The sequence below is a fragment of the Streptomyces sp. RB17 genome (assembly GCF_009604455.1).
GTDB lineage: Bacteria > Actinomycetota > Actinomycetes > Streptomycetales > Streptomycetaceae > Streptomyces.
The window spans coordinates 73,827-96,451 of sequence record NZ_WEGL01000005.1; the positions used below are offsets into that span (position 1 = coordinate 73,827).

The window sequence follows — 22,625 nt, forward strand, 5'->3', positions numbered from 1 at the left end:
GACCTGAACATCGTCGGCGGCGTGCGGCAGAGCGCGGCCGACGCCCACCTCACGGCGGGCCCGGACCGCCCCGGACCGACGGTGGTGACCGGGGCGCTGGTGCACGGCCTGCGTAGGTCCGGGTGGTCGGTGAAGCGGCTGACGATGTTCACGGATCCGGCGGGGCGCGCCCTGGCTCGGCCTGGCCCGCAGGTCGGCGGACCTGCGACTTGTGTCGGGGGCAGCGCGGTGCGACGCTTCGGTCCGCTGGTCGTGACCACGGTCGGCGGTGGCTGTGAGCACCGGTTTCAGCGGGAGGGGCGGACGGATCTCCCGGGACCGGCCGGGGACGGATACGGGGAGTGGAGCGATGGAGCTGGAGCTGCGGCACCTGCGGGTGCTGTGCGCGATCGCCGACGCCGGCAGTGTGGGGCGCGCCGCGGCACAGCTCGGGTACTCGCAGCCCGCCGTGAGCACCCAGCTGCGGCGCATCGAGCGCCACCTCGGTGAGCCGCTCTTCGAGCGCGGCACGAGCGGGGTGCGGCCCACCCGCTACGGCGCCGAGGTCGTCGCCCAGGCCCGCGACGTGCTGACCCGCGCCGACGCCATCGGCCACCGCCCGGCAACCGCGCGGGCCCGCCGTACCCTGCGCGTGGCGGCCACCAACTCGCCCATGCTGTCCGGCACCGTCTCCCGCGTCCGCACCCGGCTGCCGGAGGTGTCCCTCGCCGTCAGCAGTGTCTACGCCTCCTCGCGGATCGTGGAGTTGCTGGAGGAGGGGGCGGTGGACGCGGCCATCGCCGCCGACTATCCGGGCAGGGAGCTGTGCCACTCGGGCGCGGTGCGGCACCGCGGGATCGTCACCGAGCCGACGTTCGTGGCCCTGCCGTCCCGGCACCGGCTGCGGCAGTGCGCCCAGGTCCAGCTCGCCGACCTGGCCGAGGACGCGTGGTTCGTGACCCCGGACGACGGCGCCGGCTGGCCCGGGGTGTTCTACGACGCCTGCGCGGCGGCCGGGTTCGCACCGGTCACCGTGCACGAGTTCCTCGGCGACCAGACCCAGCTGCAGAGCATGATCGCCGACGGCCTGGGCGTGTCCCTCGTACAACCGACACTGCGGCCGATCCCGCACGTCGTGGTCAAGCCGTTGGCCGGGTCCCCGCTGTGGTGCCGCTATGTGCTGGCCTGGCGGCCCGACACCGTCACCGAGGAGGCCGTGGAGGCCCTGTCCCAGTCCGCGACCGCCGCCTACCGCGACCTCGTCGCGCAGGCACCCCATCTGCGGGCGTGGGCCTCGCGCACCTGGAGCGGCACCGGGGCGTAGTCACGTCAAAGGCAGCGCCGCGATGTTATGCGCGGACAGTGTCATGTGCTATGTCACACGGCATTGTTGGGGCGGGTGGCCCGCTGAGACAGTGCCTCACACGCCTCAACCCCCCACCGAGGCGCGTCCTTTCGTGGAGGAATCCAGATGCGCTATCGCTTCGCGCTGCCCAGACGCACGCCCGGCCGCAACCGCCCGCGTACGGCCGCACGCATGGCCGGCGCCGCGGTCGTCTGTGTCACCGTGGCAGGAATGCTGTCCGCCCCGGCGGTGGCGGCACCACAGCAGCCGCACAGCCGCGCTGCCACCGCGCCCCGGCAGCACGCGTCCACGCCGTCGCCGACCGGTGCGACCACCCCCGTCACCGAGCGTCCAGCCGGCCAGGCCCGGCGGCTCAGCCCGGACCGACTCCCGCCCCTGCAGCCCCTCTCGGCCCACCCGGCCCGGAGGGCGGCCGAGGCGGCCTCCTGCACTCCGGCCGACTTCGGCAGCCGTACCGGCTCCGCCCTCGTGTCCTTCGTGAAAGCCGCGTCCACGGACTGCGTCAACACCCTCTTCCCGGTGACCGGCAAGGACGCGCACGACGTCTTCCAGCAGGCCCAGATGCTCAGCGTGGCGGCCGCGTACACCCGCACCGCCAAGCAGTACCGCGGCGACGACTCCGGCGGCCTGGAACAGCTGGTCCTCTTCCTGCGGGCCGGTTACTACGTGCAGTTCAACCACCCGGGGGACGTCGGCCCCTACACCACCCGCCTCACCACGGCGGTCACGGCCGGCCTGGACGCCTTCTTCGCCCGGTCGCACGCGCGTGACGTCACGGCGGTCAACGGCGACATCCTCGGCGAGACCGTCATCCTCACCGACAGCGCCGACCAGCAGGGCCGCTATCTCTCCGTCTACCGGCGGCTGCTGAACGACTACGACAGCTCCTACGACTCCGTGGACAGCATGGTCAGCGCCGTCAACGACGTCTACACACCGCTGTGGCGTGGCAACTGGAACCCCGACTACGTCCAGGCGGTCGAGGCCGACCCGCGCATCATCGACACCCTGGACGACTTCGCGCTCGCCAACACCGACCTGCTCGGCACCGACCGGGCGTTCCTGGACTCCAACGCGGGGATGAACCTGGCCCGTTACGTCGAGCACCCCGAACTGCGGGACACCATCCGCCCGTTGACGAAGGACCTGCTCGACGGAACCGCGATGACCGGCCCCACGGCCGGGCTCTGGGTCGCCGTGGCCACGCAGGCGAACGCGTACGACAGCGCCAACTGCGCCTATTACGACGTTTGCGACCTGCCCGGCAAGCTGACCAGGGCCGTCCTGCCGGTCGGCCGCCAGTGCGACGCGAACGTCAGCATCCTCGCCCAGTCGCTCACCGCCGCCGACCTCGACGCCGCCTGCGCGAGCGTGCTGAACCAGAGCGCGTACTTCCGCGGTCTGGTCAAGGCCGATGCGGCGATACCCGGCCAGTACGTGTCCACCATCCGGCTCGTGGTCTTCGCAAGCCGCGCCGACTACCAGACCTACGCCGGCCCGATCTACGGCATCAGCACCGACAACGGCGGCATGACGCTGGACGGCGACCCGTCCGACCCGGCCAACCACGTCACGTCGATCATGTACCAGAAGGACTACGACGACGGTTTCACGGCCCGGATCTGGAACCTGAACCACGAGTACACGCACTTCCTCGACGGCCGCGACGACATGAAGGGCGCCTTCGACCAGCAGATCTCGGTGCCGGACATCTGGTGGATCGAGGGCCTGGCGGAGTACGTGTCCTACAGCTACCGCGGTCTCGCCGACGACCAGGCGATCCAGGAGGCCGGCAGGCACACGTACAAGCTGAGCACCCTGTTCCAGAGCACCTACGACAACAGCGACGTGATCCGCACCTACCCGTGGGGCTACCTCGCCGTGCGCTACATGACCGAGCGCCACTCCGACGACGTCCAGCGCATGCTGGCCCGCTACCGCGTCGGTGACTACGCCGGCGGATACGCCGTCTATCACGACGGCATCGGCACCCGCTACGACGCCGACTTCGACCAGTGGCTGAGTGCGTGTGCCGCGGGCGCCTGCGCCAAGCCCGCCAAGGCCTGACAGCACGCGCCCCAGCAGAACGGCCGCCGACCGGAAACCCCGGTCGGCGGCCGTACACGTATCGACGAGAGGGATCAGACCGCCGTCGCCGGGTACGTCGGGTACTCCACGCCCGACACGTGCTGGACGACCCGGACCACCTGGCAGGAGTAGCCGAACTCGTTGTCGTACCAGAGGTAGAGGATCGCGTTGTCGCCGTCGACCTTGAGGGCACCGGCGTCCACGATCGAGGCGTGACGCGAGCCGATGAAGTCGCTGGAGACCGCGTCGGGCGCCGTGATGAAGTCGATCTGGCGCTTGAGCGGCGAGGTCAGCGAGACCTCGCGCAGGTAGTCGTGGACCTCCTCGCGTGTGGTCTCACGCGCCAGCTGCAGGTTGAGGATCGCGATCGAGACGTCCGGCACCGGGACGCGGATGGAGCTGCCGCTGATCTTCGCCTTGAGGTCCGGCAGCGCCTTGGCGACGGCGGAGGCGGCGCCGGTCTCGGTGATCACCATGTTGAGCGGCGCGGAGCGGCCACGGCGCTCGGACTTGTGGTAGTTGTCCAGCAGGTTCTGGTCGTTGGTGAACGAGTGGACGGTCTCCACGTGGCCGCGCAGCACGCCGTACTCGTCGTCCATCGCCTTCAGCGGCGGGACGATGGCGTTGGTGGTGCAGGAGGCGCAGGACAGGATCTGCTCGTCCGGCTTGACGGTGTCGTGGTTGACGCCGTGCACGATGTTCGGCACGTCGCCCTTGCCCGGCGCGGTCAGCACGACCTTCTCGATGCCGGGGCGCAGGTGCTTGGACAGGCCCTCGCGGTCGCGCCACTTGCCCGTGTTGTCGATGAGGATGGCGTCCCGGATGCCGTACGCGGTGTAGTCCACGTGCGACGGGTCGTCGGCGTAGATCACCTTGATCTCGTTGCCGTTGGCGACGATCGTGCTGCTGTCCTCGTCCACGGTGATCGTGCCCTGGAACTGGCCGTGGATGGAGTCGCGGCGCAGCAGCGAGGCGCGCTTGACGAGATCCTCGGCGGCACGGCCGCCGCCGCCGCGCACCACGATGGCGCGCAGGCGCAGACCGTTGCCCGAGCCGGACTTCTCGATCAGCAGGCGGGCGACCAGCCGGCCGATCCGGCCGAAGCCGTACAGGACGACGTCGCGCGGCTCACGGCGCTCGATCTTGTTGGCACCGGTGGCGCCGGCGACGGCCTCGGCGGTGAACTCCGCGACGCTCAGGCCGCGCTCGTCGGCCTTGTACATGGTGGCCAGCATGCCGAGGTCGATCTGCGAGGGCCCGAGGTCGAGAGCGGTGAGCGCCTCGAGGAACGGCATGGTCTCGGTGACCGACAGCTCCGCGCCGTCGATCTGCCGGGCGAAGCGGTGCGTCTTGAGGATGCTGACCACCGACTTGTTCACCAGGGAGCGGCTGTGCAGCAGGACGGTGACGTCCCGCTCGCGGTGCAGCTTCCCGATGAGCGGGATCATCGACTCCGCGATCTCCTCGCGGATCTTCCAGTTGGTGAACGAGTCGTCGTTGACAGTCACGGATCCATCTTTCGAGCTAGGCAGCGCTCATATGGTAACCACACCTCTCAACTGCTCCTTCCGGGGGTGGCGGAGTAAGGGATTTGCACCCATTCCTTGACTGATTCCTGAATCAGGGTGGAAGTCCGTAAGAAACCCGGGTCGCGGATTGCCCGTCTTACCTGGCGTGCCCAAGGTCAAGAGAGTGAGCACCTCCTCCGTACCGCGGCCCGAATCGGCCGCCCCGTCCCCGTCCCGGCCCCTGCGTCCCCCGACCCTGCCCCGGATCGCCCGGCGTGGATTCCCCGAGGGGGCGCTCCCGGCGCTCGCCCTGTTCGCGGCCGTCCGGCTCGCCGGGATCCTCCTGGTGATCCTCACCAACGCCGTCAGGGGGCACCCGCTGGTCAGGAGCCTCGCCCACTCCTGGGACTCCCGCTGGTACCTGCACATCGCCGCCCAGGGCTACGGCCACAAGATCTGGATCACCCCGCAGGGCGCCGTCCAGTCCGACTGGGCGTTCTTCCCCCTGTATCCGGGGCTCATCAGGGCGCTGACCACGGTCCTGCCGTTCACGCCCGGCCAGGCCGCGCTGCTCATCGCCTGGACCGCCGCGGGCGTGGCGGCGTACGGCGTGTACGCCATCGGGCACCACCTCTACGGGCGCGGGGTCGCCACCGCCCTGGTCGCCCTGTGGGCCGCCATGCCGCACTCCGTCGAACTGACCATCGCCTACACCGAGTCGCTGTTCGCGGCCCTCGCCGTCTGGTCCCTGTACTGCGTGCTCAAGGGCCGCTGGCTGTGGGCCGGAGCGCTGGCCGCGCTGGCCGGGCTGTCCCGGCCGAGCGGTTTCGCGGTGGCGGTGGCCGTCTCCCTCGCCGCCGCGTACGAGGTGCTGCGGCGGCGCGGCCGGGTCCCGGCGAGCCTGTGGGCCGGTGCCGTGATCGCCCCGCTGGGCTGGCTCGCCTATGTGCTGTGGGTGGGCACCGAGACGGGCGACCTGCTCGGCGGCTACTTCAAGGTGCAGAGCGCCTGGGACTCGCGCTTCGACTTCGGTGTCGGCTCGGCACGCTTCCTCAAAGCCCTGCTGCTGCACGGGGGTGGCGCCGTCTATCCGGCGGCCCTGGTGATCGTCGCGGCCGGTGTGCTGCTGTTCGCGCTGCTGTGCCTGGAACGCGCCCCGCTGGCCCTGGTGGTCTTCGCCGGGGTCCTGATCCTGCTCGTGGTCGGCGGCTCCGGCTCCTTCTCCTCCAAGCCGCGGTTCCTGCTGCCCGCCTTCCCGCTGCTCATCCCCATGGCCCGGGCGCTGGCCCGGACCTGGCGAGTCCGGCCGGCCCATGCCGTGGTCGTCTACGGCGGTCTCGCGGTGGTGTCCCTGCTGTTCGGTGCCTTCGTGACGGTGGTGGCCCATTCCCCGCTGTGAGCCACCACCGGCTCGTCCTGCCGGCGGCCGCCCCGGCTGACCTACGACGCCCGGGGCGGCGCGGCCGGAACCTGTCGGGCACCGGGCTCGGGCGCGCCCGTGACCAGTGGTGAGAGGTGGGTAAAAAGGGCAGAGGCGCGGGAGACGGCGCCGTTCGCGAGGGCGGCGCGGGGCAGCGTCGCGCCGCGCGCCCGGTGCGAAGGCCGGGAATCGGGGTAGGCGGGGAGACGCCCGAGGAAAGGATCGTCATGACGACCTACGTGATCAGCGTCCCCGGCACCTTCACCGCGGACATCGGGACGGACACCCGGACCCGCCTGGCCAGGGCGCTCGGGCCCGCCGATCCGCACGGCACCCGGATGGGCAGCGCCGAGGGCCTGGACGTACTCCGTGTCAACGAGGACAACACCTTCACCCTCCGTCTGTCCGTCGAGGCGGACACCGGCCCGCACGCCGAGCAGGAGGCCCGCCGGCTGGCAAGGTCCGCCCTCCGGGACGCGGGTCTTGACGAGCGGAGCGCCGCGCTGGGGCCGGCCGTGATCACCGGGATCGACTCCGAGGTGCGCTGACCAGGAGTAGTACCGCGGCCGCTCGTGGGGCCAGATCATCCGATATAGGTAAAATCTAGGCGTTTGCTGAAAGTTCAGGCGGCTGGTCGTCGCCGGCCACCGCCCCGCCGGAAGTGATCGATGCCCCGCAAGAGCTCCACGGACGACGGCGATGAGCTGCTGGCCCGACTCGGCTCGCTCACCGCCCAGGCACGGGAGCGCGCGGAGCTGCAGCGCACCCAGGTCGAGCTGGCCATCGCCCTGCAGCGCGGCATGCTGCCCCGTGACCTGCCCGCCGCACCGGGCCTGCACCTCGCCGTCCGCTACACGCCGGCCAACCTCGGTCTGAACGTCGGCGGCGACTGGTACGACGCGTTCGTCCTCCCCGACGGCCGGATCGGGCTGGCCATCGGCGACGTCCAGGGGCACAACATCGAGGCCGCCGCGTTCATGGGCCAGGTGCGGGCCGGGCTCCGCGCCCTCGCCTCCGTGACCGGCGAGCCGGGCGAACTCCTCGCCCGTACCAACGACCTGCTGCTGTCGCTGGGCGGCGACCTCTTCGCCACCTGCACCTTCATGCGCCTCGACCCGGCCAGCGGAGTGCTGGAGAGCGCACGCGCCGGCCACATCCCGTTCGTGTGGGCCACGGCGGACGGCAAGTCCGGTGTCGCCGGCGACGAGGGCGGGCCGCCGCTCGGCATCGAGAAGGGCATGGACTACCCGGTGAGCAGGCACCGGCTCACCACGGGCGGTGTGTTCGTGCTGCTCACCGACGGGGTGGTGGAGGGCCCCTCGCTGAACATCGAGGACGGCCTGGATCAGGTGGTCCGCCTCGCCGGCATCGCCGCCGTCGCCGGTCTGGCGGTGCACGCCCTGGCCGCCGCCGTGATCAAGGGCGCCGAGAGCGTCGGCCACGAGGACGACGCGGCCGTCCTCGTCGTGGGCCTGGACGACCTCGGAAACCACGCGTGAGACGGGCCCGGTACGACTCCGTGAGACGGCCCGGACCCACCCATGGGACGGCCCGGACCCACCCATGGGACGGCCCGGACCCACCCATGGGACGGTTCGGACCCACCCGTCAGACGGCCCGGAACACTCATGGGACGGCCCCGGACTCCACCCGTCCGTGGGACGGCCCCGGACTCCACCCGTCCGTGAGACGGCCCGGACCCCAGCCGTCCGTGAGACGGCCCGGACCCCACCCGTCCGTGAGACGGCCCGGATCCACCCATGGGACGGCTCCGGATCCACCCGTGGGACGGCCCCGGATCCACCCGTGGGACGTCCCCGGACCCAGCCGTGAGACGGGTCGAAGCACCCGTGGGACGGCCCCGGTGACCACTCGTGACCAGTGCGGCCGAGCGCGGTGGGGGTTCGGGGTGCCTGGAGCCGGCGCCGGCCGGCGCCGCCGGTCACGCCGGCGTCCCGAGATTCAGCCATAGGGCCTGACCGCACCGGCTCTCGCCTCGCCGACCCGGGGCCATCGGTGTGAGATGGCTGCTGTGGTGGGTATCGACGATCTACGCCGGCCGGGCGGCTACGCCGCTCAGGTGCTGGCCGTCGCGGCCTGCTACTACGCCGCGGCCCGGCTCGGCCTCCTGCGCGAACTCTCCGTCGAGGGCGCCGTCGTCACCCCCATCTGGCCGCCGACCGGCGTCGCCGTCGCCGCGCTGCTGATCCTCGGCCTCGGCTGCTGGCCCGGCATCACGATCGGTGCCTTCTTCGCCGTGCTGTCCCTGACCACCTTCCGCCTCGACGTGCTCGGCACCCTCGCCGGCCAGACCCTCGCACCGGTCTGCGCGGTACTCCTGCTGCGCCGGGCCCGCTTCCACACTGACCTCGGCCGGCTGCGGGACGGCATCGCCCTGGTGTTCCTGGGCGCGCTGACCGCCACGCTGATCAGCACGACCGTCGGCGTCGGCCTCCTCGTCCTCATGGACAGGCTGGACGCGCACAGCTTCTGGCCCGTCTGGCTGGCCTGGTGGGTGGGCGACGCCATGGGCGTGCTGCTGATCACCCCGCTGCTGCTGTTGCTGCATCGCGCGCGCTGGCCGCCGCCCCTGGGCCGCTGGCAGGAGGCGACCGCGCTGGCCGTCGTCACCTGCGCCGTCGTGCCCGTGGCCGTCTACAGCTCGGTCAGCATGCTCTTCCTCGTCTACCCGCTCCTCATCTGGGCCGCCCTGCGGTTCCAGCTCGTGGGCGGCGTGCTGTGCGCCCTGCTGATGTCCGTACTGGCCACGGTCGCGGCAACGGACGGTGCCGGGGGCTTCGCGGGGCTGAGCCGGATCGAGGTGATGGCGAAGCTCCAGGCCTTCAACGGCACCATGGCGCTGACCGCGCTCCTGCTGTCCGCCCTGATCACCGAGCAGCGCAACACCCGGAGCTCGGTGGAGAAGGCCTGTCAGGAACTGGTCGAGGTCCTGGAACACCTCACCGCCGGCGAGACCCCACGGCCCCGGGCACAGCCGGACACCGGGGGTGCCGACGGCGCTGACGAACCGCCTTGGCCGACCGCGCCCCCGTGACACCCCGGTCCCGAGTCCAGCCCCGGTCCCGAGTCCAGCCCCGGTCCCGAGTCACCGGCCGGAGCGGTTCACCGGTCCCTCGTCGTCGCTGCCGGGTTCCGCGGAGCCCTTGCGTGACCGGACGTCCCGGGGAGTGGGAGTGGGAGTGGGTGGGTGGGCGCCGGTGGCGCCGGGCTGACCGCCGCCGGTCGTGCCGTAGCCGCCCGGGATGCCCGGCGGCATGTCGGCGGCGGCCTCGGCCTCGCTCACACGGCGCCGCGCCCTGACCCCGGCCCGGCGTTCCGGGTACGGGTACTCGAACGGCTGGGCGGAGGCACGCTCGCGCTCCGCCTCGCGCTGCCGGCGTGCGGCCCGCTCGGCGGCCGTCGCCTCACCCTGTCGGCCGGGGTCCTCACCGTGCGAACGGCCGTTGTCCTGCATGCGGTCCTTGTCCTTCATGCGGCGCCGAGTACCCGGGCGATGGCCGACGCCAACATCCCCGGCGTGTCGAACAGCCGGTCCGGGGCACTGGGGGACGATGGGCGGAGCCCGGAGGGGCCGGGCCGGACCGGAGGGACAGGCGCGGCATGGAACAGCGGACGGCGAGCGCGGCGGACCGGCGCGGCGGACCGTCCAGGCCCCGTTCCACCAGCTCGGAACGGCGCGACGACACGGCCGTACGGCCACCGGACCACACCGTACGGTCCCCCGAGGGCACCGACGCCCGACGCCGCATCCCGCGCACCGACCGCCTGCTGCGCGACCCCCGGTTGTCGGCGGCGGTGGACCGGCTCGGTGCCGGTGCGGTGAAGGCCGCAGTACGCGCGGCGCAGGAACGGGCCCGGGAGGGCGCCATCCCGCCCGAGCAGGTGCCGGACGAGGCCGTGGCCCTGCTGCCCGGAACCGCGAGCGGGCTGCGCCCCGTGATCAACGCCACCGGAGTACTGCTGCACACCAATCTCGGACGGGCCCCGCTGTCGGCCGCCGCCCGACAGGCCGTCCAGGAGGCCGCCGGGCCCACGGACGTCGAGCTGGACCTGGCGACCGGGGTACGGGCCCGCCGCGGCCGCTCCGCTCTCGCCGCCCTGCACGCGCGCGTGCCGTCCGCGGGGGCCGCGCACGTCGTCAACAACGGCGCCGCCGCTCTCGTGCTCGCCGCCACCGCCCTCGCGGCCGGCAAGGAGATCGTCGTCAGCCGGGGCGAGATGGTGGAGATCGGCGACGGCTTCCGGCTGCCCGACCTGCTCGTCTCGACCGGCGCCCGGCTCCGCGAGGTCGGCACGACCAACCGCACGACCGCAGCCGACTACACCGCCGCGATCGGCCCGGACGCCGGGTTCGTGCTCAAGGTGCATCCGTCCAACTTCCGTATCACCGGCTTCACCCGGTCCGCGGAGACCGCGGAACTCACCGGTCTCGGCGTCCCGGTCGTCGTCGACATCGGCTCCGGACTGCTCGCCCCGCATCCGGCGCTGCCCGGGGAACCCGACGCCGACACCGAACTCCGCGCGGGCGCCGCCCTCGTCACCGCGAGCGGCGACAAACTCCTCGGCGGCCCCCAGTGCGGGCTGCTGCTGGGCGCGAAGGACCTGGTCCGGGCCCTCGCCCGGCACCCGCTGGCCCGTGCGCTGCGCGTCGACAAGCTGACCCTGGCCGCCCTGGAGGCCACCCTCAACGGCCCGCCCACCCCGACCGCCCTCGCCCTCACCGCCGGCCCGGCCGGCCTGCGCGCCCGCGCCGACCGGCTCGCGGGCGAACTCGCCGCCGACGGCATCGACGTACGGGCCGTCGACTCCGCCGCCACCGTCGGCGGCGGAGGCGCCCCCGGAGTCACCCTGCCCAGCGCGGCACTCTCCCTGCCCGAGCCGTACGCCGCCGCGCTGCGCACCGGCCCCGTCCCCGTCGTCGGACGGCTGGAGGCGGGCCGCTGCCTGCTGGATCTGCGCGCGGTGCCCGAGCAGGACGACGCACGACTGGCCGATGTGGTGCGCTCCGCCCGGCCGGCCGGACAGCGGCGGACGTGATGCGGGTCCTCGCCACCGCCGGCCATGTCGACCACGGCAAGTCCGCCCTGGTCCGGGCCCTCACCGGCATGGAGCCCGACCGCTACGAGGAGGAGCGCCGCCGGGGACTGACCCTGGACCTCGGCTTCGTGTGGACGCGCCTCGCTGCGGACGGGGACCACCTCGCCTTCGTCGACGTGCCCGGACACGAACGCTTCGTGCCGACCATGCTGGCCGGTGTCGGGCCGGTGCCCGCCGTGCTGTTCGTGGTCGCCGCCGACCAGGGCTGGCAGCCCCAGTCCGAGGAGCACCTGGCCGTCCTCGACGCGCTCGGCGTCCGGCACGCCGTCCTCGCGGTGACCCGCAGCGACCTCGCCGACCCCGAAGCGGTGCGCATCGACGCCGTCGAACGACTGGCCCGGACGTCACTGGGCAAGGTTTCCGCGGTCGCCGTGAGCGCGGTCACCGGCGCCGGACTGGACGAGCTGCGTGGCGAACTCGCCCGACTGGCAGGTGAGTTGATTGACCCGGATCCCGACGCCGACGTTCGGCTGTGGCTCGACCGTGCCTTCACCGTGCGCGGACACGGCACCGTGGTGACCGGCACCCTCGGCGCGGGCACCCTGCGCGTCGGCGACCGGCTGGTGACCGGGGACGGTTCGGCCGTGCTCAGGGTGCGCGGGCTGCAGACCCTGCACGAGGAGCGGACGGCGGTGAGCGGGGTGGCCCGCGTGGCGGTCAACCTGCACGGCCGGGGCGCCGACGGACTGCGCCGGGGACAGGTGCTGCTGACCCCGGACCGCTGGCTGAGCAGCGAGGTACTCGACGTACGGGTCACCGGTGAGCCGACCAGTGACCTGCCCCGCTCGGTCACCCTGCACATCGGCACGGCCGCCGTGCCCGTCACCGTCCGCCCGCTCGGCGAGGACACCGCCCGGCTCACCCTCGCCCGGGGCCTGCCGCTGCGGGTCGGCGACCGCGCTGTGCTGCGCGAGCCCGGCGGCAGCCGCACGCCCTGCGGGCTCACCGTCCTCGACGTACGACCGCCCCGGCTGACCCGGCGCGGCGCGGGCCGGGCCCGCGCTGCCGAACTCGCCGCCCTGACCGGCCGCCCCGACGGCGCCGCCGAACTGCGCCGCCGCGGACTGATCCGGCGCACCGACCTGCTGGCGATGGGCGTCCCGGCCCCCGCCGAACCGGTGGTGGGGGACTGGCTGGTGGACGACCCGTACTGGACCGCCCTCAAGGACCGGCTGGCCGGCGAGGTCGAGCGGTATGCGAGGGAACACCCGCTGGAGCCGGGCCTGCCCGCAGAGGCGGCGCGTCGGCTGCTCGGCCTGCCCGACCGGGCCCTCGTCGACGCCCTGGCCGAGGCCACGCCCCGACTCCGAAGCGGACAAGGGCGGTTGTACTCCGCCGGCGACCACCGCCCCGCCCTGCCCCCGCCCGTCCGCGCCGCCGTGGACGCCGTACGCGAGGACCTCGCCCGTAGACCGTTCCGCGCGCCCGAGGCCGGCCGGCTCGCCGAACTCGGCCTGGACCGCAGGGCGTTGGCCGCCGCCGTCACCGCCGGTGCGCTGCTGCGGATCGCCGACGGAATCGTGCTGCTGCCCGGCGCGGACACCGAGGCCGTCGCTGTGCTGCGCACTCTGCCCCAGCCGTTCACGGTTCAGGAGGCCCGGCGCGCGCTGGACACCACCCGGCGGGTCGCCGTACCGCTGCTGGAGTTCCTGGACGCCCGGGGACACACCGAGCGCGTCGACGACCAGCGCCGGCGCTGCCGCACGGACGCGGTGAACGGAGACGGACGGGAATCGAACCCGCCGGCCCGAGATCCTCGAGCCCCTCGGTTTTGAAGACCGGGAGGGCCACCAGGCACCCACACGCCTCCACCGCTCGTCAGGCTACTGCCCGGGAGACCGCCGCCATGACATCGACATCCCCCCGGATCCATCCGGCGCCCGTCCGGCTCACCCAGTACGCGCACGGCGGCGGCTGCGCCTGCAAGATCCCGCCCGGAGAGCTGGAGGAGGTGGTCGCCGGGCTCACCGTGCCCCGGCTCGCCGGGGGTGACACGCCGCTGCTCGTCGGGCTCTCCACCGGCGACGACGCCGCCGTGATCACCCACCGGGGAACCGCGGTCGTCTGTACCGCCGACTTCTTCACCCCGGTCGTGGACGACCCGTACGACTGGGGACGCATCGCCGCCGCCAACGCGCTGTCCGACGTGTACGCCATGGGCGGCCGGCCGGTGCTGGCCGTGAACCTGCTGGCCTGGCCGCGCGACCGGCTCCCCTTCGACCTGGCCCGCGAGGTGCTGCGCGGTGGCCTGGACATCGCCACCGAGGCCGGCTGCCATGTCGGCGGCGGGCACAGCGTCGACGACCCGGAACCCAAGTACGGCATGGCCGTCACCGGCCTCGCGGACCCCGAGCGGCTGCTGCGCAACGACGCCGGCCGGCCCGGGCAGCCGCTCTGCCTGACCAAGCCGCTCGGCGTGGGCGTGCTGAACAACCGGCACAAGGTCACCGGTGAGCGGTTCGAGCAGGCCGTCGCCACCATGACGGCGCTCAACCGGGACGCCGCCGAGGCCGCCCTCGCCGCCGGGGCCGGATGTGCCACCGACGTCACCGGGTTCGGCTTCCTCGGCCATCTGCACAAGCTGGCACGGGCCTCCGGCGTGACCGCCGTGGTCGACACCGCCGCCGTCGCGTACCTGGACGGGGCCCGGGAGGCCGTACGGGACGGGTATGTCAGCGGCGGCACCCGGCGCAACCTCGAATGGGTCGCCCCGCACACCGACTTCGGGGACACCGACGCCGACACCCGGCTGCTGCTGGCCGACGCACAGACCTCCGGCGGTCTGCTGGTCGCCGGTGAGGTGCCCGGGGCGCCGGTGGTGGGGGAGCTGGTGCCCCTCGGAGGCCACTCGATCGTCCTCCGGTAGGGCGGCTACGGCTCCGTTCCGGTGTGCTCGTCGATGCCCGCCCGGGCCCGGTAGGCCCGCACGAATTCCACCGACGCCGGACCCCGGGGCCGCCGGCCCGGGCGGATGTCCACGGCGAACGCCTTCGACTCCTGGATGTGGACGTTCGGGTCCAGCGACAGATGCAGCAGTTCGTTGGCCGCGTCCCCGGTGCTGTAGCCGTTGGGACCCCAGTGGTACGGCAGCCCCACTTGGTGCAGCCTGCGGCCGTGCACCGTCAGCGGCTCCATCCGGTCCGTCACCAGCACCCGCGCCTCGATCACCGCGCGGGCGCTGACGATCGTCGCCCACCCCGTGTGTGTCAGGCCCCGCTCGGCCGCCAGTTCCGGGGAGACCTCGCAGAAGAACTCCGGCTGCAGCTCGGCCAGATACGGCTGCCAGCGGGACATGCCGCCCGCCGTGTGGTGCTCGGTGAGCCGGTAGGTGGTGGCCACGTACGGAAACACCTCGGAGCCGGGCTCGTCACCGCTCGGCTGGTAGCGGTTGTCGGACAGCGACGGCATCAACTGCCGTACAGGGTTGCGCTGCTGGTCGTACAGGAGGTTCGGGAACGGCGAGTCCTGCGGCTCGTAGTGGGCCGGCAGCGGGCCGTCGGTGAGTCCGGACGGCACGTACAGCCAGGCCTTGCCGTCGGCCTGCATGATGAACGGGTCCGTGCCGGACAGCGCCTCCGGGCCGGTCGCGTCCTTCGGCGGCTCGTGATCGGGCGACTTGTCCTTCTTGAAGTCGGGCACGTCGTGCCCGGACCACTCGCCCTTCTCCGGGTCCCACCACACCAGCGCCTTGCGCTCGCTCCAGGGCCTGCCCCGCGGGTCGGCGGAGGCGCGGTTGTAGAGGATCCGCCGGTTGGCGGGCCAGGCCCACGCCCACTCGGCGGCCACCCAGTCCTGCTCCCGGCCGGGCCTGCGGCGCGCGGCCTGGTTGACGCCGTCGGCGCGGACACCGCAGTAGATCCAGCAGCCGCAGGACGTCGAGCCGTCCGGCTTCAGCTCCTCGTAGGAGGACAGCGGGTTGCCCTCGGCGTCGTGGCCGTTGATCTCGGCGAGGACGGCCTCCGCGTCCGGTTCGGCGTGTCGGCCCCTCGTCGGATAGTCCCAGGCCAGGTCGAGCACGGGCCGGTCCATGTCCTCGGTGGACCCGGCGAGCTTCTCCCGGATGATCCGCCCCAGGTGGTAGGTGAACCACAGGTCGCTGCGCGACTCGCCGGGCGGCTCGACCGCCTGGTGGTGCCACTGCAGCAGCCGCTGGGTGTTGGTGAAGCTGCCGTCCTTCTCGGTGTGCGCGGCGGCCGGCAGGAAGAACACCTCGGTGCGGATGTCCTCGGTGCGCAGCTCACCGGTCTCGATCTCGGGCCCGTTCTGCCACCAGGTCGCCGACTCGATGAGCGAGAAGTCGCGGACGACCAGCCAGTCCAGGTTGGCCATGCCGAGCCGCATCAGCTTGGAGTTGGCGTTGCCCACCGCCGGGTTCTCGCCGTACAGGAAGTAGCCCCTGCAGGTGCCCTCCAGCTGGGCCATCGTCGTCTCGTACGCCGAGTGGCTGCCGGTCAGCCGGGGCAGGTAGTCGAAGCAGAAGTCGTTGTCGGCCCTGGCCGCGTCACCCCAGTAGGCCTTGAGCAGACTCACCAGGTACGAGCGCATGTTGCCCCAGTAGCCCTTGTGGGCCGCCTCGGCCTGCACGAAGGCGTCCAGGTCCTGGTCCTGGTGGGCGTGCGGCATCGGGATGTAGCCCGGCAGCAGGTTGAACAGGGTCGGGATGTCCGTCGAGCCCTGGATGGAGGCGTGTCCGCGCAGGGCCAGGATGCCGCCGCCCGGCCGGCCGATGTTGCCGAGCAGGGTCTGCAGGACACAGGCCGCCCGGATGTACTGCACGCCGACCGTGTGCTGCGTCCAGCCGACCGCGTACGCGAACGCCGTCGTCCGGTCGCGGCCGGAGTTCTCCGTGACCAGCTCGCACACCCGCCGGAAAAGATCCTGCGGCACCCCGCAGACCTCCTCGACCATCTCTGGCGTGTAGCGGGCATAGTGCCGCTTGAGCACCTGGAAGACACAGCGCGGATGGGTCAGCGTCTCGTCACGCTCGGGCTCGCCCTCGCCGATCACCGCGCCGCCGGACCCGTGCGCCTCGCCGCGAGCGGCCTCGGTCACCGAACTCCCGCCCCGGGTGCGCTCCTCGTACTCCTGGTCACGCTCCCCGGAGGCCGCCTGGACCTCGGTGCCCTCGTACTGCCAACTGCCGTTGTCGTAGGAGCGGTTCCTGGCGTCCAGGCCGGAGAACACACCCGCCAGGTCCTCGGTGTCACCGAAGTCCTCCCGGACGATCACCGGGGCGTTGCTGTAGGCCACGATGTAGTCGCGGAAGTACTTCTCGTGCTGCAGCACGTAGTTGACGATCCCGCCGAGGAAGGCGATGTCCGTGCCCGCGCGCAGCGGCACGTGCACGTCGGCCAGCGCGCTGGTGCGGGTGAACCGCGGATCGACGTGGATCACCTTCGCGCCCCGTGCCTTGGCCTCCATCACCCACTGGAACCCGACCGGATGGCACTCGGCCATGTTCGAGCCCTCGATGACGATGCAGTCCGCGTTCTGCAGGTCCTGCTGGAAGGTGGTCGCGCCGCCGCGTCCGAACGAGGTTCCCAGACCGGGAACGGTGGAGGAGTGTCAAACGCGCGCCTGGTTCTCGATCTGGATCGCTCCGAGCGCCGTGAACAACTTCTTGATCAGGTAGTTCTCTTCGTTGTCCAGCGTGGCCCCGCCGAGGCTCGCGATGCCGAGGGTGCGCCGGGTGCGGGTCTCGTCGACCTCCCACTGCCAGCCCGCCCGGCGCGCCTCGATCACCCGGTCGGCGATCATGTCCATCGCGGTGCCGAGGTCGAGGCGCTCCCACTCGGTGCCGTGCGGGCGCCGGTGGAGGACCTGGTGCTCGCGGGCGTCCCCGGTGGTCAGCTGCAGGCTCGCCGCGCCCTTGGGGCACAGCCGGCCGCGCGAGATCGGGGAGTCGGGGTCGCCCTCGATCTGGGTGACCTTCCCGTCCTGGACGTACACGTTCTGGCCGCAGCCCACCGCGCAGTACGGGCAGACGGACTTCACCACCCGGTCGGCCGTGGCCACCCGGGGCTGAAGCCGCTCGCTGTGCCCGCTCTTCGCCGCGGCGCCCCGGCCCAGTGGATCGGTGCCCGTCAGCTGGCGGTAGACCGGCCAGGAGTCGATCCAGGTGCGTACGCCCACGGCCACTCCTCCCGCTCGGTCCCCCGTCGCTCCCTCGATCTTCCCGCATGTGCGTGGACCCGGCATCTCTCGTGCCGGTGCGCGGCGGAGTACCCCGGCGGGTCGGGGCCAAACGGACCCGGCGGGGAGCACCGCCGGGAGGAGGCCGGACCGGGCAGCCCCTGCGGTCACCGCGCCGGCTGACGAGCCGGCCGCCCACGACTGCGCGCTGCCACGCCTGTGGGGCGTTGCGGGCTCGGTGAGGGCCACGGTGACAGGGGCCCAATGTGTCGGCCGCGACCTGGCAAGGAAGGCCGCGTGGCCCATCTCCGGTGTCCAGGGTCCCGGCGGTTCCGGCGGGCTAGGCGTTTCTGGCTGTCCCGGCTGTCTTGACCCGTCCTGCCCCGGCCCTGGCTGCCCCGGCTGTACTGGCCCGTCCTACCCCTGTCCTTGCCGTCCTTGCCGTCCTTGCCGTCCTTGCCGTCCTTGCCGTCCTGCCGGTCCTTGCCGTCCTGCCGGTCCCGGCCAGTCCGGCGGGGTCGCCCCCGTCAAGTCTGCCGAGCGTGCATGGGGTTGTTGGCGACCTCGTCCGAGCACTTCCGGTGCGGTCGGCGCATATGCCGGTCGCGTCGCCAGTCGGACGTCGCGAGCGCGAGTGACGCCACCATGCCGACGAGGGCGGCGCCCAGGGCGGTGACGACGGCGCCGCGGTAGTCGTGACTCCTGCCGAGCACCAGGTAGAAGAAGCCGGGCAGGGCGGCGGTGCCGACCGCGGCCCCCAGTCGCTGACCGGTCTGCAGGGCACCGCCCGCCGCACCCGCCATGCGCACGGGCACGTCCCGCAGCGTCATGGTGATGTTGGGGGAGACCACGCAGCCGCTGCCGACACCCCCGAGGAACAGCACCGGGGCGGCGACCCAGGGCGCCATGCCGACGGGCACGAAGCGGAGCAGCAGCGCGGTGCCGCCCAGGCCGACGATCACGCCCGTCAGGCCGCACACGGTGAGCAGGCGGCCGAAGCGGTCCACCAGCCGGCCGGCGACCACGGCCGCGCCGGCCGAGCCCAGGGCGAAGGGAGTCACGGCGAGGCCGGACCGCAGCGGGGAAAAGCCCAGACCGTGCTGGTAGAAGAGCGCGAAGACCAGCCACACACCGCTGAACCCGATGAAGTACAAGGTGCCGACTCCGGCGCCGACGGCGTACCCGCGCACGGTGCTGAACAGGCGCGGGTCGAGCAGCGGCTGGGCACCCCGTGTGACGAGGCGGCGCTGCCACCCGGCGAAGACGGCGAGGATCGCGACGCCGACGACGAACAGCCACCACACACGTCCGATGCCACCGGAGTCCGCCTGGACCAGCGGGTACATCAGCGCGAGGACGCCGAGGCCGAGCAGCAGCACGCCGGGCAGGTCCACGCGTCCCCGTCCGGAGGGGCGGGTGCGGGGCAGCAGGCGGCGGCCGAGCAGGACGGCCAGGATGCCGATGGGGACGTTGACGTAGAAGATCCACCGCCAGCCCTGGGCGCCGGAGGCCAGGGCGAGGATGACGCCGCCGGCGACGGGTCCGGTCGCGGCCGATACGCCGACGGTGGCGCCGAAGAAGCCGAAGGCCCGGCCGCGTTCGGCACCGCGGAACATCTGCTGGATGAGCGCGGAGTTCTGCGGGGCCATGAAACCCGCCGCCAGTCCCTGGGCGAGCCGGGCCACCACCAGCAGCGTGATGTCGGGGGCCGCACCGCAGGCCGCGCTGAAGACCACGAAACCGCTGAGGGCCAGCAGGAAGATGCGGCGCCGGTCCAGGGCGTCGCCGAGGCGGCCGGCGGTGACGAGGGCGAGGGCGAAGGTGAGCGCGTAGCCGGACACCACCCACTGCACCTGCGCGGGGGAGGCGTGCAGATCGCGCTGGATCGTGGGCAGGGCGACCGCCACGATCGTCACGTCGAGCAGGCTCATGAAGCCGGCCACCAGGGTGGCCCACAGGGCCCGCCACCGCTGCGGATCCGGCTCGTATCCGGCCTCCTGAGCGCCCGGTTGCCGGTCGCCCGCCGGCGACGCCGACGCTGTCACTTGGGCTCCTCTCACCGGGTGCCCACCCGGATGGACGAAGTTCCCCGCCCGGGGCACCGGCACACACACCGAGTCCGTGCCGTCGGTGAGCCTGTCGCCTGCCGCCCCCGTAAACTCCCCGAAAAGGGTCGACCGTGACCCTGCGTAGCCCCTCGACTGCTTCTGTCCGAGGCCGCGAGATCTGCGCGGGCGGTGTGTCTGGTGAGACGTACGGCGGAAGGAACACCCTTGGCGGCGACCGGCCACGACGAGTGGGTGGACCCCGCGGCGGTGAGGCGGCACCGGGTGCTGTTCCGCGCGGTCGGGAGACGACGTCACCCGAAGCCGCGCCGCAGCGACATCACCGTGTCAGCGCGCACGCCTCTCCAGCCGCTCCCGCTGGGGTACGACGGTGTATTTCGGGTCCTCGGCGGAGGCCACCCCGGCGTGGAACACGCCGAAGCGCAGGGCCGCCGAGCCGGTGAGCAGCGCGGCTCCGGCCGTCAGGGCCAGGCGCCGGTCCCGCCCGCACACCACGGCGAGGGCCGCACCGCCCGCCGTCAGAACCTCCGCCGCGCGCAGCAGCAGCTGCGGCCTGCCCTCTTCGAAGGGCTCCGCGGTCAGGCCCATGCGCCGCTTCATCGCCCGGAACGCGCCCAGTTCGAGGGCGGCCCCGAGCACGGCCAGCCGACGGGCGGGCCCCGCCTGGGCGGTCGGTGCGGCGGCCAGGGCCAGGCCGGAGGCCGCGGTGGCGGCGGAGCCCGCGAAGACGAACGGCAGCTCGCGGTAGCCCTCGTGCCAGGACGGCACCGCCGTGTCCGAAAGCAGCACCGCCGTGTACGTGGCCACGGCCGGGCCGAGGACGGCGGACGCCGCGGTGGCGGCCGAGCCCAGCAGCCGGTACCGGCCCGCCACCTGGGTCGCCGCGGCGGTCAGCGTCAGCGGGGCGTACCCGGCCAGCAGCCACGAGCCCACGCTCATGGGCGACGTGGGCTTCAGGACGCGCAGCATGTTCAGGAACCGGGCCGGCCTGCCCAGGTCATGGACGAGCGCGGCCAGCGACAGGGAGATGGCCCCGGCGGCCCCGAGCTTCGCGGGAGCCGCGAGCCCCGGCCGTCCGGTGGCCTGGCCCCCGGCCGCGAGCAGCGAGGACGCCCCGGCCAGACCGCCGAGATACAGGTAACCGGCGATGTCGAGGGGCTTCCACGTCGGCTTCTTCAGCACGGGTTTGCCGTAGTACGACGAGAACGCCGCCTCCGGGACCACCGGCTGCTCGCCCCGCCCGCGCCGCCGCCGGCGGCGTCCCCCGCCGGCTCCCGTGGTCGCCTCCCTGTCGGGCCGCGCGCCCTGTCCGCCGTCCCGGGTGACGTCCGATTCGCTCATCGCGGTCTCCTCGCGAAGCTGCCCACGGCCAGGGCCACCAGCGAGCCGGCGGCCAGCGCCGCGTGCCGCCACATGGCGGGCAGGTCCCGGGTGGTGACCACCGGGTCGGGCGGGAGGCCGTAGACCTCCGGCTCGTCCAGCAGGAGGAAGAACGCGCCGTCGCCGCCGACCCCGTCGTCCGGGCTCTCGCCGTACAGCCGTGCGTCGGTCACGCCGGCCGCGTGCAGCTGCGCCACCCGGTCCCGGGCCCGCTCCCGCAGCTCCTCCAGCGGGCCGAACTGGATGGAGTCCGTGGGGCAGGACTTGGCGCAGGCGGGCTCCATGCCCGCGCCGAGCCGGTCGTAGCAGAGCGTGCACTTCCACACCCGGCCGTCGTCCTTGCGCTGGTCGATGACCCCGTAGGGGCAGGCGGGCACGCAGTACCCGCAGCCGTTGCAGATGTCCTCCTGGACGACCACCGTGCCGAACTCGGTGCGGAACAACGCGCCGGTGGGGCACACGTCCAGACAAGCGGCGTGCGTGCAGTGCTTGCACACGTCGGAGGACATCAGCCAGCGCAGCTCGGTGCGGCCGTCGGGGGAGAGGGGGGAGATCCGCCCGGTCGGCGCGCCCTCGGGTGCCCGCCCCGGCGGGGGTGCGGTGGCTCCCGGGCCGGGGGAGGAGGCATCGGTGCCGAGGCGGGCCGCGGCGGCGAACACGTCGACGTCCTCGTGCGCGACCCCGGGCTCCTGCCGGCCGAACGGCCCCCGCTGCTCGATGAAGGCCACGTGCCGCCAGGTGTCGGCGCCCAGGCTCTGGGTGTTGTCGTACGACATGCCGGTCAGGACCAGACCGTCCTCGGGAACGGCGTTCCACTCCTTGCACGCCACCTCGCAGGCCTTGCAGCCGATGCACACCGAGGTGTCGGTGAAGAAGCCCATCCTCGGCGGGGCGTCCGGGTATCCGGAGTCGCCGGCCACGTCCGGCTGCGGGCCGTACCACAGATGTCCGCGGACCTCGTCGCCGTCCCTCATCGCCGTACCTCCTCGCTCATGACGTCCCACGCTGTTGCCGAAGTACCAGCGGCTCAGGGCGTTGCGGTGCCGGTGCCGGTGGAACCCGCGCCAGGCCTCCTCGCGGGACGGCAGCACGAACAGAGCCGTGCGGAAGGGACCCGGGAGCTGCCCACGACGGGCACCGACCGTCCAGTTGACCCTCCGGGAACGTCTTGCCCCGGGCCGACCGCCGCTCCTCGGACACCGCCACCGCGTGCTCGCCTTCCGCCCGTGCTGGGTCCCTCACTCTCAGTGCTCTCCCTCGAGCGTGGCACGGGTGCCCCTGCACCGCGCGGGCGAAACGGCGGCCGGGTTCGTTCGCCGGACCGGCGCGGGGCCACGCGGTGCCGCGGACTGTGGGCGGGAGCGAAGAGGCGGGCCTGGGCCGTGGAGCGCGTCTACGGCGTTGCCCGGACCGGAGGTCGCCACGCCGGCCCGACGCGGGCGCGCCACGGCTGCTGGGCGGGCTCTACGACGCGGCGGCGGAGGTGAGGTGTGCCATCCGGCGAGGTTCGGGCGCACGCGCTCGGCCGACCGTGGGGCCGTCGGGCGCCGGTGACGTCACGCTCGAAG

At 73.0% G+C, this 22,625-nt stretch carries 14 protein-coding genes, 1 tRNA gene and 1 pseudogene; 9 read left to right on the top strand and 7 right to left on the bottom strand.

Annotation, left to right across the window (positions count from 1 at the left end):
• The first annotated feature begins 349 nt into the window (after positions 1 to 349).
• Together SRB17_RS22005 and SRB17_RS22010 are read left to right on the top strand one after the other, a co-directional pair.
• On the top strand, positions 350 to 1,303 hold the full coding sequence (locus tag SRB17_RS22005) for a LysR family transcriptional regulator (RefSeq protein ID WP_153541445.1): 954 nt from the start codon (positions 350 to 352) through the stop codon (positions 1,301 to 1,303).
• A gap of 147 nt (positions 1,304 to 1,450) precedes the next feature.
• Complete coding sequence (locus tag SRB17_RS22010) at positions 1,451 to 3,412, top strand: collagenase (protein WP_153541447.1); 1,962 nt, start codon at positions 1,451 to 1,453, stop codon at positions 3,410 to 3,412.
• Between the two features lie 74 nt (positions 3,413 to 3,486).
• On the opposite strand, the gene SRB17_RS22015 is transcribed toward SRB17_RS22010, so the two are convergent.
• Positions 3,487 to 4,941, bottom strand: a complete 1,455-nt coding sequence (locus SRB17_RS22015; protein WP_323376079.1) for a glyceraldehyde-3-phosphate dehydrogenase — start codon at positions 4,939 to 4,941, stop codon at positions 3,487 to 3,489.
• 184 nt (positions 4,942 to 5,125) lie between these two features.
• Here SRB17_RS22015 and SRB17_RS22020 point away from each other — a divergent pair, with 184 nt between their 5' ends.
• From SRB17_RS22020 to SRB17_RS22035, 4 genes are all read left to right on the top strand, one after another.
• Positions 5,126 to 6,340, top strand: a complete 1,215-nt coding sequence (locus SRB17_RS22020) for a hypothetical protein (protein WP_323376081.1) — start codon at positions 5,126 to 5,128, stop codon at positions 6,338 to 6,340.
• Between the two features lie 248 nt (positions 6,341 to 6,588).
• Positions 6,589 to 6,909, top strand: a complete 321-nt coding sequence (locus tag SRB17_RS22025; RefSeq protein ID WP_153541453.1) for a hypothetical protein — start codon at positions 6,589 to 6,591, stop codon at positions 6,907 to 6,909.
• Between the two features lie 120 nt (positions 6,910 to 7,029).
• Positions 7,030 to 7,860, top strand: coding sequence for a PP2C family protein-serine/threonine phosphatase (locus SRB17_RS22030; protein ID WP_153541455.1), 831 nt, complete (start codon positions 7,030 to 7,032; stop codon positions 7,858 to 7,860).
• A gap of 524 nt (positions 7,861 to 8,384) precedes the next feature.
• The gene (locus SRB17_RS22035; RefSeq protein ID WP_153541457.1) at positions 8,385 to 9,416 is read left to right on the top strand and encodes an MASE1 domain-containing protein; all 1,032 of its coding nucleotides are present in this window, start codon (positions 8,385 to 8,387) and stop codon (positions 9,414 to 9,416) included.
• A 51-nt stretch (positions 9,417 to 9,467) separates the two neighbouring features.
• Here SRB17_RS22035 and SRB17_RS22040 read toward each other — a convergent pair whose 3' ends face one another.
• Positions 9,468 to 9,854, bottom strand: a complete 387-nt coding sequence (locus SRB17_RS22040) for a hypothetical protein (RefSeq protein ID WP_228396196.1) — start codon at positions 9,852 to 9,854, stop codon at positions 9,468 to 9,470.
• Positions 9,855 to 9,982: 128 nt separating this feature from the next.
• Between SRB17_RS22040 and selA the strand changes: the two genes are divergently transcribed.
• Together selA and SRB17_RS22050 are read left to right on the top strand one after the other, a co-directional pair.
• The gene (gene selA, locus SRB17_RS22045; protein WP_153541459.1) at positions 9,983 to 11,419 is read left to right on the top strand and encodes an L-seryl-tRNA(Sec) selenium transferase; all 1,437 of its coding nucleotides are present in this window, start codon (positions 9,983 to 9,985) and stop codon (positions 11,417 to 11,419) included.
• Positions 11,419 to 13,113: pseudogene (locus SRB17_RS22050) on the top strand (GTP-binding protein); the annotation flags it as partial. The gene selA and the pseudogene SRB17_RS22050, both read left to right, overlap by 1 nt.
• A gap of 83 nt (positions 13,114 to 13,196) precedes the next feature.
• Here SRB17_RS22050 and SRB17_RS22055 read toward each other — a convergent pair.
• Positions 13,197 to 13,289: transfer RNA gene (locus tag SRB17_RS22055), tRNA-Sec, on the bottom strand.
• A gap of 36 nt (positions 13,290 to 13,325) precedes the next feature.
• Between SRB17_RS22055 and selD the strand changes: the two genes are divergently transcribed.
• Positions 13,326 to 14,345 (top strand): selenide, water dikinase SelD, encoded by a 1,020-nt coding sequence (selD, locus tag SRB17_RS22060; protein ID WP_153541461.1) that lies wholly within the window; start codon positions 13,326 to 13,328, stop codon positions 14,343 to 14,345.
• A 5-nt stretch (positions 14,346 to 14,350) separates the two neighbouring features.
• On the opposite strand, the gene fdh is transcribed toward selD, so the two are convergent.
• From fdh to SRB17_RS22085, 4 genes are all read right to left on the bottom strand, one after another.
• Positions 14,351 to 17,611 carry a formate dehydrogenase gene (fdh, locus tag SRB17_RS22065; RefSeq protein WP_323376083.1) on the bottom strand — a complete coding sequence of 1,087 codons (3,261 nt, stop codon included), beginning with the start codon at positions 17,609 to 17,611 and terminating at the stop codon, positions 14,351 to 14,353.
• Between the two features lie 527 nt (positions 17,612 to 18,138).
• The gene (locus SRB17_RS22075; protein ID WP_323376084.1) at positions 18,139 to 19,656 is read right to left on the bottom strand and encodes an MFS transporter; all 1,518 of its coding nucleotides are present in this window, start codon (positions 19,654 to 19,656) and stop codon (positions 18,139 to 18,141) included.
• A gap of 348 nt (positions 19,657 to 20,004) precedes the next feature.
• On the bottom strand, positions 20,005 to 21,018 hold the full coding sequence (nrfD, locus tag SRB17_RS22080) for an NrfD/PsrC family molybdoenzyme membrane anchor subunit (RefSeq protein WP_153541465.1): 1,014 nt from the start codon (positions 21,016 to 21,018) through the stop codon (positions 20,005 to 20,007).
• Positions 21,015 to 22,031 carry a 4Fe-4S dicluster domain-containing protein gene (locus SRB17_RS22085; protein WP_153542342.1) on the bottom strand — a complete coding sequence of 339 codons (1,017 nt, stop codon included), beginning with the start codon at positions 22,029 to 22,031 and terminating at the stop codon, positions 21,015 to 21,017. Before SRB17_RS22085 ends, nrfD begins: the two co-directional genes overlap by 4 nt.
• Between the last annotated feature and the right edge of the window lie 594 nt (positions 22,032 to 22,625).

What these genes read in the sequence shown, in the direction of transcription:
- SRB17_RS22005 (WP_153541445.1), top strand. Translation starts at nt 350, where the DNA reads ATGGAGCTGGAGCTGCGGCACCTGCGGGTGCTGTGCGCGATCGCCGAC.
- SRB17_RS22030 (WP_153541455.1), top strand. Translation starts at nt 7,030, where the DNA reads ATGCCCCGCAAGAGCTCCACGGACGACGGCGATGAGCTGCTGGCCCGA.
- SRB17_RS22035 (WP_153541457.1), top strand. Translation starts at nt 8,385, where the DNA reads ATGGCTGCTGTGGTGGGTATCGACGATCTACGCCGGCCGGGCGGCTAC.
- nrfD (WP_153541465.1), bottom strand. Translation starts at nt 21,018, where the DNA reads ATGAGCGAATCGGACGTCACCCGGGACGGCGGACAGGGCGCGCGGCCC.
- selD (WP_153541461.1), top strand. Translation starts at nt 13,326, where the DNA reads ATGACATCGACATCCCCCCGGATCCATCCGGCGCCCGTCCGGCTCACC.
- SRB17_RS22040 (WP_228396196.1), bottom strand. Translation starts at nt 9,854, where the DNA reads ATGAAGGACAAGGACCGCATGCAGGACAACGGCCGTTCGCACGGTGAG.
- selA (WP_153541459.1), top strand. Translation starts at nt 9,983, where the DNA reads ATGGAACAGCGGACGGCGAGCGCGGCGGACCGGCGCGGCGGACCGTCC.
- SRB17_RS22025 (WP_153541453.1), top strand. Translation starts at nt 6,589, where the DNA reads ATGACGACCTACGTGATCAGCGTCCCCGGCACCTTCACCGCGGACATC.
- SRB17_RS22085 (WP_153542342.1), bottom strand. Translation starts at nt 22,031, where the DNA reads ATGAGGGACGGCGACGAGGTCCGCGGACATCTGTGGTACGGCCCGCAG.
- SRB17_RS22010 (WP_153541447.1), top strand. Translation starts at nt 1,451, where the DNA reads ATGCGCTATCGCTTCGCGCTGCCCAGACGCACGCCCGGCCGCAACCGC.